Here is an 18,074-nt window from a genome sequence, read left to right on the forward strand (position 1 = left end):
CGTGAAATTTAGGACTTTGGCATAGCCTGCCAAGGCAGCTTTTGTGCCCTACTGGTCTTATCACGCCATGCCATCTAAGCGGGTGATCCCGTATCTGTCGAAGCCCAACATGCTCACACTCAAACAGCTTAAACATCTCCAGGCCGTGATTCGTCACGGCAGCATCAACCGGGCCGCGGACGTGCTGCATGTGACGCCGCCAGCGCTGACGCGCAGCCTCGCCATTCTCGAAGCGGACCTAGGTGTGCAGCTGTTCGATCGGAGCAAAAGTGGTATGCAAGCCACGCCGTTTTGTTTGCAGATCGAGGCGCGCTGCTCTCAGTTGCTGTGTGATGTCGATGACTTGATCCGCGAAGCCGCACTGTACCGTCAGCTCGACAGCGGCCGGCTGAATCTGGGGGTGGGCCGAGCGATCCGCGAGATTGTGCTGCGCCCAGTGTTGCCCGATTTTGTCGCCCAGTTTCCCAAGATCCAAGTGCATATCACCGAGGGCAATCCGGAGGAGCTGGTGCAGGGGCTGCAAAGCCGCCAGTTCGATTTGGTGTTGGGCGGCTTCGGCAGTATGCACAGTACCGAGGGCCTGAGTTTTCAAGCCTTGAAGTCGTTGCCGGCGCCGATCTTTGTCCGCCAGCAACACCCCCTGCATCAGCGCAAAAATGTCAGCTTGGTGGAGCTGTATGAGTACCCCATGCTGTCTGCTGCGCAGTTAGGCGAAAGCCATCCGTTGTTGCAATTGCTGGCCCAGCCGGATGGGCAGTTACCCCAGGTGCATGTGCTGAGCAGCGACTATGAGTTACTCAAGCAAACCCTGTTGCGCACCGATGCCTGGTTGCCGGCGCCGTTACCGCAATTGGCGGCGGAACTGGTCAGTGGTGAATTGGCCGCACTGGACGTGCCAGGCTGGACGCTGCGGGCGCAGATCAACGCCATCGAGTTAGCGGGCCGCTCCCGAGCACCGGCCGTGCAACGCTTCCTCGAGTTGTGCCAGCAGCGCCTGGCGCAGTGGTAGGCACTAACGCGGCTGATAGTGGCTGACCAGCCAGCGGCTCAGGCCCTGTGCGTTATATGGCTGCCAGGCGTGTTCGGCCTGGGCCAGGCGTTCGGCCAGTACCCACCACACCAGTGGGTTAACCCCGAGGCCGAGATGGCTGCCTGAGCGCAGCTGGATATTGCAGATCTGCGCGCCGTGGGTTTCGACACTGCCGCGCCAACCCACCACACCATCGCCGCGACTAAAGATCGAGGTGGTCGGCACCGGCGGGGCGCAGTCACCGCGCTCCACATCGGCCGGATGACCAGCGCTGATGTGTTGATACAGTGGCCAGGCATTCGTGCTGGTTTGCGGTTCGCCATACAGCGGGCTGCCCAAACTGATCACTTGGCGCACCGCCTCTGGCTGTAGGCGCGCCAATTCGCGGGCAAAGATGCCGCCGAGGCTCCAGCCAATCAAACTGATCTTGCCATCTGAGGCACTCTGCAGCTCGCGCAATTGTCGTTGCAGCGCCGCCATCACTCCCGCTCTTGGGCCCAGGTTACGGCCCTGCTGCCAGCCTTGTACCTGGTAACCGCAGGTGCTTAAGAAACGCCGCAGCGGTGCAGTGGAGCTGTCGCCAGCGAGGAGGCCCGGCATCACCATGACCGCGTGGCCGTCACCCAGCGGGCATTGGCGCTTGAGCCAGGGCAGGGCCAGCGGCGTGGCTAGCCATTCGAACAGCGCGCGGCTTTCCAAGGCCAGCAACAGTTTGGATGGGCTAAGTGTGCTGCTTGAGTGTTCCGGGATAGGGTTTAGGCGGTGGCGCATAGCGGTCTCCAACTCTCTGGCAGGGGTGTGAATAACCTGCCTGGATTGTTTGACCGTTTGCCTAGTGCACAGCTCCGTAGCATTGGACCAAGCGTCGGCGCTGCACGAATCGATTGACGATAGCCCCAAGGCCCGCCTTGCGGGCGAGCCTTGGGGTTAATGCGAGTTGCGCTTAACCGAGCAGACCTTGGCGCTGGGCTTGGGCCACGGCTTGGGTGCGGCGCTCGGTGCCGAGCTTGCTGTTGATGTTCCAGGCATGGGCTTTCACGGTGTTGACCGATAAGCACAGCTGCTCGGCGATTTCCCGGTTGGACAGGCCGGCGGCAATGAGCTGCAGGATGGTCCGTTCGCGCTTGCTTAGCGGGTACAGGCTGTTACTGGGGCCCATACGGCGCGGCGCAGTGGGGCTGTGCGGGACGTTGAGCGTGGGGTGGAACCAATGCGGATGCACCTCGCGCATATTGTTGAGCAGGTATTCAGCGTCTGCGCCACTGTTGGCCGCTTCCCGTTGCAGATAGTCACGCAATAAGGCCGTGCCGTGGTGCAGGCGCTGGGGCAGGTTGTCGAGGCTGCCTTCGTGCAATAACAGGCAGATCAGTGCCGGCCAATGGGCGCATTCCTCCAGCAGGCGTTGATGCAGGTGCAGGCTCAGGTACAGCTGGCGCTCGCTGGTCAGGTTTTGCAGAACCTTGGCGTCAAAGCCCAGCTCGCGATAGCCCAACTGTTTCACCGCCCCTTGCAGCACCAGCCGCGGCAGGCTCCAGTGTGGCGGGCGACGGCTGCTCAACCACCAGCGGATCTGACTGGGGCTGTATTCGATCAACTCTTGCAGGCAGGCATTGAGCTCAGCCCCGGCATGTTGCGCAAAGTCATCCAGCATTAACCACAGCGGCTGGCGCACGCGGGCGAATAAACGCCGCAGGGCTTCTTTGGGCTCACCATCATCAGCCGGCTCATCCAGCGCATTGGTAATGCAATTGAGCAGCTCGCGTGTGCTCAGGTCCGCACCCAACAACTCGATCCACAGCACCCGCGTGCCAGCAGGCGCCTGGTGGGCACACTCAAGCAGCAAGGCACTTTTGCCGAACCCCGCGGGTGCGCAGAGGGTCGTTAAACGCTGGTTACCCTCGATCAACGGCTGGCTAAGCGCCGGTCGGCGGATATAGCCCTTGGCGATGGCAGGCAGACCATTAGTCACAACACTGGCGGGAACGGATGGAGATAGGGATGCTTGCATGATCGTGTACCTCGGCGATTCAGTCGCGCTTGTGCGCGGCGGCGTCATTGTTATGTGCCGAATTGGCATAGCCGCAGTGGACAATGCTGCGCTAAAACTTAGGCATGTATTTGGATATTCCGCGACGCGGAATTGACATATTGCGACGCGACTTGACGCGACTGCTACCGTTCGTCGAATGCGCCCGCAATCAAGGCCATCAAGTGCCCTGAAAATCTTGTCTTGCCCACTGCCGCCGGGCTGTTGATAGGCGTTAGGTGTGGCTGCAAAACGCTACCTAAGTCTGTATGGCGCGCGTCCTGTGCTGGGTATGTTGAGGCGGTTTTTCCTCAACCGAGTAACCAGCCAATGACAACAACAAAATGGCGTAAACCTTGGGCGACCCCTTTGCTGGGCGTTGTCTTGCTGCACAGTTTCAACCTAAGTCCCACTCAGGCCGCGAGCTTTAACATCGGCGAAATCGAAGGCCAGCTGGACACTTCGTTATCCCTGGGCGCCAGTTGGTCGATGCGTGGCGCCGATCCGGATCTGGTCGGCCAGGTCAACGGCGGCCACAGTAATGCCTCGGCTAACGATGATGGCCGGCTGAACTTCAAGAAGGGCGAAACCTTCTCCAAAATCTTCAAAGGCCTGCACGACCTGGAGTTGAAGTACGGCGACAGTGGCGTGTTTTTACGCGGCAAGTATTGGTACGACTTTGAGCTCAAAGACGAAAACCGCCCGCATAAGGACATCAGCGATCACAACCGCAAAGAGGGCGCGCAGTCCTCGGGTATCGAGATGCTCGATGCCTTCCTCTACCACAACTACAGCATTGACAGCCTGCCCGGCAGCGTGCGTGTGGGTAAGCAGGTGGTCAGTTGGGGCGAAAGCACCTTTATCGGCAACAGCATCAATGCCATCAACCCATTGGATGTAGCGGCACTGCGCCGGCCTGGGGCGGAAATTAAGGAAGGCCTGATCCCGGTCAACATGCTGTTTGTCTCCCAGGGCCTGACTGAGCAATTGTCGGCTGAGATGTTTTACCAAATCGATTGGCAGCAGACCGTGGTCGACAACTGCGGCACCTTCTTTGGCGCCGACACCATTGCCGATGGCTGCACCGATAACTTCACCGTGGGCCTGCCGGCGGCGGTGAACGGTTTGTTGCCCTATGCCGACTTAATGAATGTGCAGATGACCGAAGAGGGGCTGATCGTACCGCGCGGCGCCGACCGTGATGCGCGCAACAGCGGCCAGTGGGGCTTGGCTCTGCGCTGGTTGGGCGACGATACCGAGTACGCCGCCTATGCCATGAACTACCACAGTCGCATGCCTTACCTGGGCATGAGCACGCCGGACCGCGCCGCGGTGTTGCAGGGGCTGATGATGCCCGGTGGCCCGTTGGGGCCCATGGCGCAAAGCTCGCTGCTGGGCAACAGCCAGTACTTCTTCGAGTACCCGGAAGATATCCGTCTGTATGGCTTGAGCTTCGCTACCACGTTGCCTACCGGCACTGCCTGGTCCGGTGAGCTGAGCTACCGGCCGAATATGCCCTTGGCGCTCAACTCCATCGACCTCACCAACGCACCGGTGATTGCCGTGCTCACCGCTGGCGCCAGTGGTGGCCTGAACGGCGCCTTAGGCATGGCCGACAGCGACATCAAGGGCTACCGGCGCAAAGAAGTCAGCCAAGTGCAAAGCACCCTGACGCACTTTTTTGACCGTGTGCTGGGGGCTGAACGCTTGGCCTTGGTGGCGGAAGTGGGCATGACCCATGTCGCCGCACTGGAGTCGCGCAGCGAGCTGCGTTATGGCCGGATCAACGAAGTAGGGCCTTACAGCGCCACCCACCAGCAGGGCTTTTACACCGCCAACTCCTGGGGCTATCGCCTGCGCGGGATGCTCGAGTACAGCGACGTGTTCGCCGGTATCAACCTCAAGCCGAATGTGGCGTGGAGCCACGACGTGGATGGTTACGGGCCGACCTTCAACGAGGGTTCTAAGGCCATCAGCCTGGGTGTCGATGCCGATTACCGCAGCCTGTACACCGCCAGCCTGGCTTATACCGACTTCTTCGGCGGCGATTACAACAACCAAATTGACCGTGATTTCCTGGCGCTCAGCGTCGGCGTCAACTTCTAATTTAAGGCGAGAACCCGCGATGAACAGCAGCATGAAAATCGCCGGCGCATTAGCGCTGTGTGTCTTTACCAGCAGCACCTGGGCCGCAGCAACGGCGCAAGAAGTGGCCCAGTTGGGCAAGAATCTGACGCCCCTGGGCGCAGAGCAGGCGGGCAATGCCGATGGCAGTATTCCCGCGTGGACGGGCGGGCTTAAGGCCGATGCCGGCAGTGTCGACAGCCAGGGTTTTCTAGCCAACCCCTATGCCGGTGAGCAGCCGCTGTTGGTGATTACCGCGAAGAACGCCGAGCAATATCGCGACAAACTTAACCCCGGCCAGCTGGCGATGTTTAAGCGTTACCCAGAGACCTATCAGATGAAGGTCTACCCCAGCCACCGCAGCGTCAGCATGCCGCAAGACATCTATGACGCCGTGCGTAAAAGCGCGGAAAAAGTCAGCCTGGTCGATGGCGGTAATGGCTTGCAAGGGTTTGCCGAATCGCGGGTATTGGCCTTCCCGATCCCCAAATCCGGCCTTGAGGCGGTGTGGAACCACATCACCCGTTATCGCGGTGGCAACGTGCTGCGCGACTCCAGCAATGCCTTCCCTCAGCGCAATGGCGACTACACCCTCGTGCGTATTCAGGACCAGGTGGCATTTCCCGCTTGGTTGCCGGATATGACGGCCGACAAAGCCGCCAACACGTTGCTGGTGTTCAAGGCGGTGACCTCCGCGCCGGCGCGTTTGGCTGGCAGCGTGCTGCTGGTGCACGACACCCTCGATCAAGTCAAAGAAGCACGCATGGCCTGGCAGTACAACCCCGGCCAGCGCCGGGTGCGCCGTGCGCCGCAGGTGGCCTATGACAGCCCCGGCAACAACGCCGATGGCACCCGCGCCTCGGATGACTTCGACATGTATAACGGTGCGCCGAATCGCTACGACTGGAAGCTGATCGGCAAGCAGGAGCTGTACATCCCTTACAACAACTACGAGCTGGCCTCACCCAAGGTCAAATACGCTGACCTCTTGCAAGTCGGCCACACCAATCAGGACTTGGCGCGCTACGAGCTGCACCGTGTCTGGGTCGTGGAGGGTACGCTGAAGTCCGGTATGCGCCATGTGTATGCCAAGCGCCGGTTCTATATGGATGAGGACTCCTGGACCATCGTTGCCTCGGAGTTGTACGACGGCCGCGGGCAACTGTGGCGCGTCGGCCAGGCCATGCACCTGCAGGAATACCACGCACAAACGCCTTGGTATGCCTTTGAGGCACTCTACGACTTGATCTCCGGCCGCTATGGGGTGTACGGCATGATTAACGAAGAGGCGCAGTGGGTGCGCTTCGGGGTGCCGGCTTCGGCTAACGACTTCACCCCAGCTGCGCTGCGTACCTCAGGCGTGCGCTAACACCCAGTCTTTCTCAGGCAATTGCGCCATGCTCGGCCGCCACCGAACCTTGGGGGGAGGTGGCGTTTGTCGCAGAAATAGTGCGTTGTCGTTAAATGTCAAATGTTGGGCTGCCAAGGTCAAGTGGTCGCACCGTAGGCTGTCAATACTGCTCAACAAATAATTAAGTGATGAGAGCATTGCATGCACAACCACTATGACGTTCTGATTATTGGTGCCGGGTTGTCTGGCGTTGGTACGGCCTGTCGTTTGGCTGAGCAAATGCCGCAGGCCAAAATTGGCCTGATCGAAAGGCGTAAAGCTATTGGCGGCACCTGGGATTTGTTCCGCTACCCAGGCATCCGCTCTGACTCGGATATGTTCAGTTTTGGTTACTCATTCCGGCCGTGGAATGAAATTAAAGTTCTCGCCGATGGCCCTGCGATCCGTAACTACATCACTGAAACGGCTCGTGAATACGACCTTGAACGCAAAGTGCTGTTTGGCCTGAAAACCACCGAGGCCAGCTGGAGCACCAGCGAGCGCCAATGGTCGGTGAGCTGCCTGGACGAAGCCAGCGGTCAAGTGCGGCAATTCACCTGCAAGTTTCTCATCAGCTGCACCGGCTACTACAACCATGATGCCGGTTACTTGCCGAATTTCCCCGGTGAAGAACGCTTCCAAGGCGTGCGTGTACATCCGCAGCAATGGCCAGAACAACTCGACTACCGCGACAAGCGCGTGGTGGTGATCGGCAGTGGCGCCACGGCCGTGACATTGGTGCCGGCCATGGCCGCGCAGGCGGCCCACGTGACCATGCTGCAGCGCTCGCCGAGCTATGTATTTAGCGTGCCGGGCTACGACAAAATTTCCGCCGTATTGGCCAAGGTGCTGCCGCAGAAGTGGGTGTACAACCTGGCGCGCAAGCGCAACATCGGCATGCAGCGCTTTATCTATAAATTGTCCAAGCGCTACCCAAGCGTGGTGCGTTCCTGGCTGCTGCGCGGAGTGCGCAAACAGTTGGGTGATCAGGTCGATATGCGCCACTTCACCCCGCGCTACCAGCCGTGGGATGAGCGCATCTGTGCGGTGCCAGACGCCGATTTATTTAAAGTGCTGCGCGAAGGTCGCGCCAGTGTGGTGACCGACCAGATCGATTGCTTCACCGAGACCGGCATCCTGCTTAAATCCGGCGAACACCTGCCGGCCGACATCATCGTTACCGCCACGGGCCTGCAACTGCAAACCTGCGGCGGCATGAGCCTCAAGGTTGATGGCGAGCCGCGTGAGCCGGGGCAGTTGATGACCTATAAGGGCTCGATGCTGCAAGGCGTGCCGAATATGGGCTTCGTGTTTGGTTACACCAATGCGCCGTGGACACTGAAAGTGGACCTGACCGCCAGCTACCTGTGCCGGTTGTTTAAGTACATGGAGCAGACTGGCTATGACATGGTCATGCCCGTGGCCCCGGCCGGTCAGTTGCAGGCCAACGAGACCGTGATGGGCTCGCTGCAATCCGGTTATGTGCAACGTGCCCAAGCCTTCTTGCCGCGCCAAGGGCGCAGCTTGCCGTGGCGGGTACTGCACAGTTTTGAAGATGATCAAAAAATGCTGCTCAAAGACCCGCTGCAAGATCATGCCCTGCACTTTAGCCATGCTTGAGACTGCGCGGCAGTTAGCTGTTAGCTATGTAAGGAAAGGCTGCTGATGAACGCCGACTTAATTTTTATCCACGGTATGTGGTCACGCCAGCAAGTGTGGCAGGACTGGATTTCCAGCCTGCGCAGCCAGGGCTTTAATTGCCTGAGCTTGGACTTGCCCGGACATGCACCTGAGGATAGCGATGAGGCATTGGCCGGTATGCCTTTGCAGCGTTATGTGGATGCCGTGGTTAAGTTGGCGCGCACTTGTCAGCGACCGGTGCTGATCGGCCACTCGCTGGGTGGCTTGTTGGCGCAGTTGGCGGCGCAGCACGTGGAGGTCAGCGCCTTGGTGCTGATCAACAGTGCCGTGCCAGGGCAAATCTTCCCATTGCGCCCGGTGATGCTGCCGGGCTTGCTGCGGCCTTTTGCGCAGTGGGGCTTGTGGCGCAAGAGTTTTCGCTTAACCCCGTGGGAAGCCAATTACCTGGTCTTTAATCAGGTGCCGGCTAGCCAGCGCCCGGCGTTGTATGAGCAGTTAATTGCGGAGTCCGGCCGGGTCGCCTATGCCGTCGGTTATGGGCCGCTGAACACCGCGGGCAGCAACCGCGTCGACCTCAATCGGCTGCACTGCCCGATACTGGCCCTCGCCGGTGGCCGCGATCGGATTATCCCGCCTGGCGTGAGCCGCAAGATGGCGCAGCTCTATGGCGCACGCATGGACTACCGCGAGTTCCCGCGCCATGCGCATTGGCTGCTAGGGGAGGCGGGTTGGCAAGACCACGTGCAGCAAGTGAGTAACTGGCTGCGCTTGCAGCTCGCGCCCTTGGCCTAGTCGCAATAGCTGCCGCGCGGGCTACGCAGCAGCTGCCGGCTGCCTCCGGCCTGCTGCACGCGCCATTGCTTAGGACTCATCCCATACCAACGGCGGAACGCCCGGGTAAAGGCACTTAGTTCGGAGTAACCGAGCATGGCGGCCATATGGGTCAGGTTAAGGGTGGAGTCGGTCAGGTAACGCTGGGCCATGGACTGGCGGGTTTCGTCGAGCAATTGCTGGAACGAAGTGCCTTCCTCGGCCAAGTAGCGCTGTAAGGTCCGTGGGCCTAAGTCCATGTACTCGGCGATTTGCTCAATCGAGGTGCGGCCGTTGGGCAGCAGGTCGCGTAGCAGTTGGCTGACATAGCTGGGCAGCTCCTGCACGGCCATGCGGTCGAGGTTATCCAAGTGCTGCTGAATCAGCTTGCGCAACTCCGGGTCCCCGCCACCTAGCGGCGCTTGCAGTAACTTGGCGTCAAACACCCACGCGTTATACGGCGCATTGAACTGCGGGGTGATCCCCAATAAGCGGTGATAGGCCTGCGGCGGGCGCAGTGGTGCGTGCTGCAGCAGCAAAGCCTGCGGTTGCCAGCGACTGCCGAGCAGGGCGCGCATCAAGTGGGTCGCGGTGCCTACCACCAGTTCGACGACGATGCGGTGGCTGGGCACATCCTTGACGTCATCGGCATCGTAGTGGAACAGCGCGTGTTCACCTTCCTGGGTCACGCGCAGGCGCGAAGAGCTGGAGTGCAGATGAAAATAGCGAGACAGCTCATTGAGTGCTTCGCCGACATTGGCCGCATTGCGAATCAGATAAAACATCGGGCCTAACGCAGCGACCCCTTGATGCAGGCCAAATTGCAGACCAAACAGTGGGTTGTCGGTGCGCTGCGCGCCGGCATCGAGCAGGGCGGCAAACTTGCGGTAGGGGATAAAACTTTCCGGATATTGCAGGGCGTCGCTGGGGAGCTCCACTGCTTCGAGAAGTTGCTCTATGGCCAGGTTTTGCGTAGCCGCAAATTCGGCGATGCCATTCAGTGCGGAGACACGAATAAAGGCAGTCACTTGGCTTATCAGCAATCAGTCCACCTTATGCGTTGGGCTTGTCCTTGGGCGAGTCTCTAGCTCGTCCAGCAATCTGTCAACTTAAGCCTATGCCAACTCAGTCACTGCCTGCTCATTCTGTGCGGAGGCTCTAGCATGGGCTTTTCGCGATAGGGCTGGTGGCTTGTTGCCATCTTTTGCCTTGACGCAGGGAGGAAGTCGCGCGCTGTCCGCCAGCGCGCGCTCGGGGTTATTGCACTGGTTGCACAGGTGGCGGTGTCCAGCGCCCATCGAGGGCCGCCGCCTTAGGCCAATACAGGCGCATATTCATGCTGAAACTGCCGCTGGCCGGCGCTGGCAGCCAGTTCGTGTGCAAGCCTTTGGTGGGGGCTTCGCGCTGAATGTACAGATCCAGCGAGCCGTCGGGGTTGAATTTAAGCGGGTCGCGGTCGCCGATGGCAAAGCGTTGCAGGTCGTTGGCGCTGAACAACTGACGCTCGTCGTACATGGTCAACGACCAAAAGCCCCGGCTTGGCGGTAATTGCTCGGCACTGAAGTGCATGACATAACGCTTGTCGCTGTGCAGGGGCTGGCCTTGAGCATCGCTGTAGGCGGTGGGGTAAATCGCGTCCTCGATCACGTTGGCGCCTAGCCCGGCGTAGGCCACGCCGGCACGGTGCAGATAGTCCGAGCCATAAGTACCGATGGCGGTGAGGTTGGTCTGCCACCCGTTAGCTTGTACCCCGGAGTTGCGGAAGGCGCTTTTGATCATCGGCAAGGCTTGCTGCGGTGCGTCGTTCAGCGCTTGCTGCACGGCGCTGGATAGCTTGCTGAGGTCAAATGGCTCGCCGACTTTCAGGCCCAGACGCTGCATGCGATCAAGGATCGGGTAGTCGGTCGCATGGGGTGGGTTGTTCGCCAGTAATTGGCCGAAGCGCTTGAAGAACTGCGCGGCACTCATGGCCTCGACTTGCACCGGCGGCGCGCGCATATCCAGCTGCGGATCAACCTTACCTTGCGCCGCTGTATAGGTTTTGCCATAGGCGCTCAGGGGATAGGCTTGGATGCCATCTTGAAACTGGTGTACCGACGCGTAATCGGCTTTGCCATTGGTGCGCGTGCGGCCAATCATCATGCCGTCGTTAGTGGGGCTGCGATACAGGCGCACACCCGCGGGCAGGGTGCCGTGCCAGTTAGGCCCGACAATCGCCAAGGTTTGCTCGCCGCTACCGCTGGTACGGGTGCCGGGGGCGGCGAATACATCGGTCCACCAGTCTTGCAGGGTCAGCATGTAGTAGCGCCCTTGCGAGTCGGGCACGTGCAGCACGAGCGGCTCCTGGCTGACATCGAAGCTCAAGACGCTGTACAGGGTGTCGGCGTTAGGTCGCACCACGTCGGTGAACTTCTCATCCGGGAAGGCGCGGCCATGGGCCAGCTGGTTGAGCGGCGCGCGCAGGCCGGTGGGTTGGCTGACATTGGTGCCGACTTCGCGGGTGAGCTGCATCAGCACCAGCGGGTAGGCATAGATATAGGCATCGCGGGCGATGTCTTGCAGTTCTTCAGGGGCGATTTTAACTTCGCCCTGTACGACCAGTGGCAGACTCAAACTCAAGCCCAGCAGTGACGCGCTGATTAGGTTTCGCATGTTTAGCTCCCTGGCGTTTGGACTTTGTGTACCGCTGGCGGCTGCCATTGGCCTTTGAGCACGCTGGCTTTGGGTGAATACAAGCGCAGTGTCAGTTGGAAACCCTCAGCCGGGCTGGGCAGCCAGTTGCTGGCTTTGTCGGCGCCTGGATTGTGTTGTTGCAGATACAGCTCGAGTGAGCCGTCAGCACCGTACTTAAGTTTGTCGTAACTGCCGATGGCGAAGCGATTGATCGGGTTGCGCACCTGAAAACCCTGGGGGTCGTACATGGTCAGCGACCAGAAGGCCTCGGCAGGTGGCAGTTGGTCAGCCTCGAAGCGCAGTACATAGTTGTTTTGCCCGGAGTAGGGCTTACCGTCGGCATCGGCGAAACCATTGGGGTAGATCGCATCTTCCGCCAGGTTGGCGCCCAAACCGGCGAGGGCCACCAGCGCCCGGCGGCGGTAGTCGGTGCCGTAACTGCCCAAGTTGTCAGCCCAGTTCCAGCCGTTGGCCACCTTGCCAATCTCGGCGTTTTGCACCGCTTGCAGCAACTCTTGCTGGCTGCTCTTGGCTGTGTCACGCAGTACCTGCAATTGCTGGGTGCTGAAGCGGCTGGGGTCAAACTCTTGGCCAGGGGCCAAGCCTAAGGCCCGCAGACGGTACAGGATCGGGTAGTCGTTGTAGTGCGGCGGATAGTCTTTGAGCAGTTGGCTGAAACGCGTCAGCAATTGCAGGCCATCCATGCTGTTGACCTGCTGCTGCGGTGGCGTTTGATTATCGACTGCTGGGTCCAGCGGCAGAGCGCTGGGGGCTTGGTAGTCAGTGCCCCAGGCGCTTAGCGGGGTCAGCTTGAGGCCGTCCTGGAACTGATGCACGTTGGCATAGTCTGCCGGGCCGTCAGTCTTGATCCGGGTGATGAGCCAGACCATCGAGGTCGGGGCTTTGATCTGCTCAACGCCAGCCGGCAACTGGCCCTGCCAGCCAGGGCTGGTGATGGCATAGTTGCCGGGCTTGTTCGCCGTGGTGCGGGTGCCGGGGACAGCGAATACATCAGTCCACATGTCCAGCATCGGCGCCAGGTAATAGCGGCCGTGGCTGTCGGGGATGGTCAGAATTACCGGTTCTTTTTTGCTGTCGACCCAGGCTAAGGAGTACAGCGTGTCGAAGTTAAAACGCACCACGTCTTTGGCGTTCGCATCGGGGTACTGGCGGTAGTGGGCGAACTGATTAAGGGGGGCGCGTCGCGCCTGACTGCTGGCATCAGCGGTGTTGGTGGCCTGACGCATGGTCAGGTCCATGGTCACCAAGGGGTAGGCATACAAGTAAGCGTCGCGGGCTAAGGCCTGAAATGCCACGTCATCCAATTGCACGCCTGGCTGTGGGACTGGGTCATTGGCGGCGGCCAGGTTGGCGGTCAGTCCCAGGGCGAGGGTGAAGGGTAGGGCAAAGATTTTTAGACGCATAAGTACCTCGTTATTGCGGCTGAAAAAGCTGCGCATAGCGCACAGCTTGGGACGCTGGCCTGACACGCCCCGACTGGTTCGCCGGGGCACGTTCTAGCGGCTAAGCCAGCAGTTCGTTCCAATGCGCCTCGGCGTATTGGTGGCGTAAAGCGCGCTTGTCGATCGTGGCGGTGGCGCTGTGTGGCAGGGCTTCATGCACTACGCAGGCGTCGGGGACGCGGCCTTGTAGAGCGTTGCGCCGTGGTTGTCGATCCGGCTGGCTGCCCGGCTGGCGCTGCACTATCTCCGTGCTGATCAGGCTTTGCAGCACGGTGCTGCGGATGTGCTGCAGTAGCGGAATAAATCGGCAGCCGACCAACAGGGGGCGGTCGCCCGGGTGATTGCTGCCGTAGACGATGGGCTCAGGGTTCAGGCGGTTATGGGGGCTATGAAAGATGCGTACCGAGCCCGCCACGGCGCAGTGCCGCGCCGTTTGCTCGGCGTGCGCCATGATTAGGGTGATGCTGGGCGGCTCAGCCATCATCAAGTCGGGCATCGTCATCCTTAGGCAGAGCCGCAATGTGCCGCAGCGGGGTGGACAGAGAGTGGGAAGAGTAAGGCCCGAGTATGCGCGCTAAGGGTCTAGAAATACTTGACCTAAGGTGACAGTGAATTGATGACATCTGTCAGCACGCCGATTAAGCGCCCAGCGGTCAAGGCTGGGTCTAAATGGCGCGAGAGGAAGGGGCAGAAGTGTGTGGCGAATGGCCAACTAGATCGCCAGCGTGCCCTGCCGGCACGCTGGCGTACGCCTCATACGCCCTTGGTGGAGGGCAACAGAATGGTGAGAATACCCAGCAGCGGCAGGTAAGAGCACAGGCCGAACACATACTCGATGCCATGACTGTCGGCCAGGTGACCGACCAGCGCGGCACCGATACCGCCGATGCCGAACATCAGGCCGAAGAACAACCCGGCGATCATGCCGACATTGCCCGGCACCAGTTCTTGGGCGAACACCACGATGGCCGAGAAGGCCGAGGCCAGAATAAAGCCAATCAGCATGCTCAGCACACCGGTCCAGAACAGGTCGGCATAGGGCAGGGCGATGCTGAACGGTGCCACGCCTAAGATGGAGATCCAAATCACCGTCTTACGCCCGATCCGATCCCCCACCGGCCCACCGATAAAGGTGCCGGCAGCTACCGCAGCAAGGAACAGAAACAAGTGCCACTGGGAGCTGGCGATTGACAGGTGGAACTTCTCAATCAGATAGAAAGTGAAGTAGCTGGTGAAGCTGGCCATGTAGAAGTACTTGGAGAACACCAGCAGCGCCAGCACGGCTAATGCGCCGTTGACCCGTGCTTTCGACAAGCCGTGGGTCGCCTTAGCACCGGCCTTGAGCTTGAACAGATTCAGGTGCTGCCGGTACCAGCGGCTTAAGCCATACAGCACGCCAATGGCGGCCACGGCGAACAAACCGAACCAGGCGACATGGCCCTGACCGTAGGGAATGATGATCGCCGCCGCGAGCAGCGGGCCGAAGGCACTGCCGGCGTTACCACCGACCTGGAAGGTCGACTGGGCCAAGCCAAACCGCCCACCGGAGGCCAGGCGCGCCACCCGCGAAGTCTCCGGGTGGAAGGTCGACGAGCCAATCCCTACCAACGCCGAAGCCAGCAAAATTGCCGGGAAACTGCCGACAAAAGCCAACAGTAGAATGCCAATCAAGGTGCACACCATCCCCGCCGGCAACAGCCAGGGTTTGGGATGCCGATCGGTGTGATAGCCGACCCAAGGCTGGAGCAGTGAGGCCGTCATCTGAAAGGTCAGGGTGATCAGACCAATCTGGGTAAAGCTCAGACCGTAGTTGGCCTTGAGCATCGGGTAGATCGCCGGCAACACTGCCTGGATCAGGTCGTTGATCAGGTGGGCCAGGGCACAAGCGGCAATGATCCGCAGCACTAAGGGGTTGGCGCTATTCGCAGAGGTCGCGACAGGTGGGGCGGAGGAAGCGGTAGAGCTAGACATGACACAGCATCCATGCAAGTGACAGGGGCGAAGGACGGCCATTCTTACCGCCGTGGCCGCGCTGCGCCAGAGCTTTACGCCGAGGTGCACGGATTTCTTTTGCTCGATGCCGATAAGTCTGGGGGGCTAGTACCTCTTCGGCCGTTGACTGGCCAGAACTCATCCGGCTACACCCGAGCCGTAGCGGGCCATTCATGGCGGCGGCCCCATCGCCAGTAGCGCCTGAAGCTGTTGGCCCGCGCGGTAGACTGCGCGGGGTAACGGAGCAGCCCAATTGAATCGGCGGGTCTATTGGGGCCACCCTTTACGCCTGATTGGCCCATACCACCGGTAAAGGCCCTTCTTGCTGAACGTCGCCATCTCTAACCGGGCTATGCCAAAATTATGTCATCAATCCTACAGGAATCCCCATGGACGCCCCCCAGCCCGCACTAATACGCGAAACCTTCCCCGTAGGCCCGTTGCAGTGTAACTGCACCATCATTGGTGATCCGCTCACCAAGAAGGCCATTGTGGTTGACCCGGGTGGTAATCCGGAGGTGATCATGGCGCGGCTGCAGGCCCATGGCTTGCAGGTGGTGAGCATCATTCATACCCATGCCCATCTGGATCACTTTCTCGCCTCGGGGCAGATGAAGGAGCTGACTGGGGCGAGCCTGCATCTGCATAAAGAAGATCAGTTTCTCTGGGATAACCTGGAGATGCAGTGCCGCATGTTCGGCGTGCCCTACACGCCGGTGCCGGCGCCGGATCAGTGGTTGGCTGACGATCAGGCGCTGGACTGTGGTTGCGGGGTGGCGCTGCATACGCCGGGGCATACCCCTGGCTCGATGAGTTTTTGGTTCCCAGAGGCCAAGCTGCTGATTGCCGGCGACACCCTGTTCCGCCGCGGCATTGGCCGTACTGATTTGTGGGGTGGGGACTACGACACCATCGAGCGCTCGATCAAGCAGCGTCTATACACTCTGGATGAAGAGGCCACGGTGGTGACGGGGCACGGTCCGGATACCCGCTTGGGGGATGAAATGCGCGAAAATCCCTTTATCCGTGCTTGATCAGCCGCAGATTTTCGAGACTTAGGTGCCGTTCTACTGAACTTCGTTTTTCCCCGCGGTCGAAAGGCACGGTTAACCCGTATTGATTTTAAGTTTAAGGAAACATCCGATGAAATTTTGGCGAAATCTAGCAGTGGCGGTTTTGGGTCTGAGTGTCCTCGCGGGGTGCACGAACAACCCTTATACGGGCGAGAGTGAAGCCAGCAAGGCGGGTATTTATGGCGGCGTCGGCGCTGTGGCCGGGGCGCTGGTGGGCGCGGCGACTTCGAGCAAGAAGGATCGCGGCAAGGGCGCGCTGATCGGTGCGGCAGTTGGTGGTGCAGCCGGTGGCGGCTACGGCTATTACGCCGACACCCAAGAAGCCAAACTGCGGCAGACCCTGCAAGGTACTGGCGTCCAGGTGCAGCGTAACGGTAACGATCTGAAGCTGATCATGCCGGGCAATATCACCTTCGCCAGCAACTCGGCGGATATTTCCAGCAGCTTCTACCCAACCCTGAATTCCCTGGTCTTGGTGTTTAAAGAGTTTGATAAGAATGGCGTGGATATCGTCGGTTACACCGATAGCACCGGTTCGACTGAGCTGAACAACAACCTGTCCAACCGCCGTGCGCAGAGTGTCTCGTCTTACCTGAGCGCTAACGGTGTTGCGGCTTCGCGTCTGTCGGCGTACGGCGCGGGCTCTAGCCAGCCAATCGCCAGCAACACCACCGAGGCTGGGCGTGCACAGAACCGTCGGGTAGAGATCAACCTGCGTCCGCTGTAATCCCCCTCAAAAAACGCGCTCAGGCAACTGGGCGCGTTTTTTTCTGCCCGCGATTTATCGGTGCCGCTCGCCTAAAGACTTATCCTCTGCTGTTGCAGGCAAGTACTGTGGCCAGCGCGAACCGCAAAGAAAACACCCGCCAGTTCGGCGGGTGTTGGTTTAACGCGGGGGATATTGCTGATGCAGTTGTTCCAGCTGGGCGTCTTTGGCTTGCCAGAGTTGGTTGACCCAATTCTGGAAGTTCTGCCGGTAGACCGGGTCTTTGTCGTAGTTGCCGCCGATAAATTCTGCGGGGATCGGCAGCTCTTCAAAATGCACCACCACCTGCGGGATGCGCCCGCTGAGTAAGTCCCAGAAGCCGGGGTTGCCTTGCGGGTAGTGAATGGTGACGTTGACCAAGCTGTGCAACTGCTCGCCCATGGCATCCAACACAAAGGCAATACCGCCCGCCTTAGGCTTAAGCAAATGCTTAAACGGCGATTGCTGCTGCGCGTGCTTGGCGGGGGTCAGACGGGTGCCTTCGAGGAAGTTAAACACCGACACCGGATTGGTTTTGTAGCGCTCGCAGGCTTTGCGCGTGGTGGCTAAATCTTCGCCGGCCTTCTCCGGGTGCTTGGCCAGGTACTCCTTGCTGAAGCGCTTCATAAAGGGGAACTCCAGCGCCCACCAGCAAAGGCCAATCACCGGTACCCAGATCAGTTCTTGTTTGAGGAAGAACTTCAGCAGCGGCATGCGGCGGTTGAGCTGGTATTGCAGCACCAGAATATCCACCCAGCTTTGGTGGTTACTGGTGACGAGGTAGGAGTGTTGGTTATCCAGGCTGCCACGGCCACTGACGTGCCATTGGGTCTGGCCAACCAGGTTGATCCAGAAGTTATTGGTGCCAATCCAAAACTCGGCAATGCCATGCATCACAAAGCGCAGGGCGCGTTGTACGACTGGCACGGGGATGAGCAATTTGAGCAGGGCCACAAAAAACAGTGGCCAACAGCAAATCAGGGTATTCAGTGCGAGGAGCAAACAAGCTATCAGGCCGCGCACGGGGGCAGGCAGGAAGTGCAGCATGGGGGCGAACGTCTCGGGGTGGGGGCTTAGGCCCGCAGTTTTTGTAATGGCTATGGCGTC

At 59.9% G+C, this 18,074-nt stretch carries 14 protein-coding genes and 1 pseudogene; 7 read left to right on the plus strand and 8 right to left on the minus strand.

Annotated features, from left to right (window positions below; genetic code table 11):
• Window positions 1–43 precede the first annotated feature (43 nt).
• Window positions 44–1,009 carry a LysR family transcriptional regulator gene (locus NTD81_RS00850; protein ID WP_262178447.1) on the plus strand — a complete coding sequence of 322 codons (966 nt, stop codon included), beginning with the start codon at window positions 44–46 and terminating at the stop codon, window positions 1,007–1,009.
• Window positions 1,010–1,012: 3 nt separating this feature from the next.
• Here NTD81_RS00850 and NTD81_RS00855 read toward each other — a convergent pair whose 3' ends face one another.
• Both NTD81_RS00855 and NTD81_RS00860 read right to left on the minus strand, forming a co-directional pair.
• Window positions 1,013–1,801, minus strand: a complete 789-nt coding sequence (locus NTD81_RS00855; protein ID WP_262178449.1) for an esterase/lipase family protein — start codon at window positions 1,799–1,801, stop codon at window positions 1,013–1,015.
• Between the two features lie 172 nt (window positions 1,802–1,973).
• A pseudogene (locus NTD81_RS00860) lies at window positions 1,974–2,165 on the minus strand (response regulator transcription factor); the annotation flags it as partial.
• 1,221 nt (window positions 2,166–3,386) lie between these two features.
• On the opposite strand from NTD81_RS00860, the gene NTD81_RS00865 reads away from it, so the two are divergent.
• The 4 genes from NTD81_RS00865 (at window position 3,387) to NTD81_RS00880 (ending at window position 9,003) form a co-directional block, all read left to right on the plus strand.
• The gene (locus NTD81_RS00865; protein ID WP_262178451.1) at window positions 3,387–5,162 is read left to right on the plus strand and encodes a DUF1302 domain-containing protein; all 1,776 of its coding nucleotides are present in this window, start codon (window positions 3,387–3,389) and stop codon (window positions 5,160–5,162) included.
• A gap of 19 nt (window positions 5,163–5,181) precedes the next feature.
• Window positions 5,182–6,549, plus strand: a complete 1,368-nt coding sequence (locus NTD81_RS00870) for a DUF1329 domain-containing protein (RefSeq protein ID WP_262178453.1) — start codon at window positions 5,182–5,184, stop codon at window positions 6,547–6,549.
• A 183-nt stretch (window positions 6,550–6,732) separates the two neighbouring features.
• Window positions 6,733–8,190, plus strand: coding sequence for a flavin-containing monooxygenase (locus NTD81_RS00875; RefSeq protein ID WP_262178455.1), 1,458 nt, complete (start codon window positions 6,733–6,735; stop codon window positions 8,188–8,190).
• 45 nt (window positions 8,191–8,235) lie between these two features.
• Window positions 8,236–9,003 carry an alpha/beta hydrolase gene (locus NTD81_RS00880; protein ID WP_262178457.1) on the plus strand — a complete coding sequence of 256 codons (768 nt, stop codon included), beginning with the start codon at window positions 8,236–8,238 and terminating at the stop codon, window positions 9,001–9,003.
• Here NTD81_RS00880 and NTD81_RS00885 read toward each other — a convergent pair.
• The 5 genes from NTD81_RS00885 to NTD81_RS00905 form a co-directional block, all read right to left on the minus strand.
• Window positions 9,000–10,064 (minus strand): AraC family transcriptional regulator, encoded by a 1,065-nt coding sequence (locus tag NTD81_RS00885; protein ID WP_262178459.1) that lies wholly within the window; start codon window positions 10,062–10,064, stop codon window positions 9,000–9,002. The genes NTD81_RS00880 and NTD81_RS00885 overlap by 4 nt on opposite strands.
• Before the next feature lie 214 nt (window positions 10,065–10,278).
• Window positions 10,279–11,673: a DUF1254 domain-containing protein gene (locus NTD81_RS00890; RefSeq protein ID WP_262178461.1), complete on the minus strand. Its 1,395-nt coding sequence runs from the start codon at window positions 11,671–11,673 to the stop codon at window positions 10,279–10,281.
• 2 nt (window positions 11,674–11,675) lie between these two features.
• The gene (locus tag NTD81_RS00895; protein WP_262178463.1) at window positions 11,676–13,118 is read right to left on the minus strand and encodes a DUF1254 domain-containing protein; all 1,443 of its coding nucleotides are present in this window, start codon (window positions 13,116–13,118) and stop codon (window positions 11,676–11,678) included.
• A 100-nt stretch (window positions 13,119–13,218) separates the two neighbouring features.
• Entirely contained in the window at window positions 13,219–13,653 is a 435-nt protein-coding gene (locus NTD81_RS00900) for a hypothetical protein (RefSeq protein ID WP_262178465.1), read from the minus strand.
• A 257-nt stretch (window positions 13,654–13,910) separates the two neighbouring features.
• On the minus strand, window positions 13,911–15,128 hold the full coding sequence (locus NTD81_RS00905; RefSeq protein ID WP_262178467.1) for an MFS transporter: 1,218 nt from the start codon (window positions 15,126–15,128) through the stop codon (window positions 13,911–13,913).
• Window positions 15,129–15,538: 410 nt separating this feature from the next.
• Between NTD81_RS00905 and NTD81_RS00910 the strand changes: the two genes are divergently transcribed.
• Together NTD81_RS00910 and NTD81_RS00915 are read left to right on the plus strand one after the other, a co-directional pair.
• Window positions 15,539–16,183: an MBL fold metallo-hydrolase gene (locus tag NTD81_RS00910; protein WP_262178469.1), complete on the plus strand. Its 645-nt coding sequence runs from the start codon at window positions 15,539–15,541 to the stop codon at window positions 16,181–16,183.
• A gap of 109 nt (window positions 16,184–16,292) precedes the next feature.
• Entirely contained in the window at window positions 16,293–16,949 is a 657-nt protein-coding gene (locus NTD81_RS00915) for an OmpA family protein (RefSeq protein WP_262178471.1), read from the plus strand.
• A 159-nt stretch (window positions 16,950–17,108) separates the two neighbouring features.
• Here the strand turns inward: NTD81_RS00915 and NTD81_RS00920 are convergent, their stop codons facing one another.
• The gene (locus tag NTD81_RS00920; protein WP_262178473.1) at window positions 17,109–18,014 is read right to left on the minus strand and encodes an acyltransferase; all 906 of its coding nucleotides are present in this window, start codon (window positions 18,012–18,014) and stop codon (window positions 17,109–17,111) included.
• Window positions 18,015–18,074 lie beyond the last annotated feature (60 nt).

The sequence above is a fragment of the Pseudomonas sp. 5P_3.1_Bac2 genome, assembly GCF_025465995.1.
Taxonomy (GTDB): domain Bacteria; phylum Pseudomonadota; class Gammaproteobacteria; order Pseudomonadales; family Pseudomonadaceae; genus Aquipseudomonas.

Bases quoted from the DNA above. Each gene is read 5' to 3' on its own strand.
- NTD81_RS00855 (WP_262178449.1), bottom strand. From the start codon at position 1,801: ATGCGCCACCGCCTAAACCCTATCCCGGAACACTCAAGCAGCACACTT.
- NTD81_RS00865 (WP_262178451.1), top strand. From the start codon at position 3,387: ATGACAACAACAAAATGGCGTAAACCTTGGGCGACCCCTTTGCTGGGC.
- NTD81_RS00870 (WP_262178453.1), top strand. From the start codon at position 5,182: ATGAACAGCAGCATGAAAATCGCCGGCGCATTAGCGCTGTGTGTCTTT.
- NTD81_RS00875 (WP_262178455.1), top strand. From the start codon at position 6,733: ATGCACAACCACTATGACGTTCTGATTATTGGTGCCGGGTTGTCTGGC.
- NTD81_RS00880 (WP_262178457.1), top strand. From the start codon at position 8,236: ATGAACGCCGACTTAATTTTTATCCACGGTATGTGGTCACGCCAGCAA.
- NTD81_RS00890 (WP_262178461.1), bottom strand. From the start codon at position 11,673: ATGCGAAACCTAATCAGCGCGTCACTGCTGGGCTTGAGTTTGAGTCTG.
- NTD81_RS00895 (WP_262178463.1), bottom strand. From the start codon at position 13,118: ATGCGTCTAAAAATCTTTGCCCTACCCTTCACCCTCGCCCTGGGACTG.
- NTD81_RS00900 (WP_262178465.1), bottom strand. From the start codon at position 13,653: ATGCCCGACTTGATGATGGCTGAGCCGCCCAGCATCACCCTAATCATG.
- NTD81_RS00905 (WP_262178467.1), bottom strand. From the start codon at position 15,128: ATGTCTAGCTCTACCGCTTCCTCCGCCCCACCTGTCGCGACCTCTGCG.
- NTD81_RS00910 (WP_262178469.1), top strand. From the start codon at position 15,539: ATGGACGCCCCCCAGCCCGCACTAATACGCGAAACCTTCCCCGTAGGC.
- NTD81_RS00915 (WP_262178471.1), top strand. From the start codon at position 16,293: ATGAAATTTTGGCGAAATCTAGCAGTGGCGGTTTTGGGTCTGAGTGTC.
- NTD81_RS00920 (WP_262178473.1), bottom strand. From the start codon at position 18,014: ATGCTGCACTTCCTGCCTGCCCCCGTGCGCGGCCTGATAGCTTGTTTG.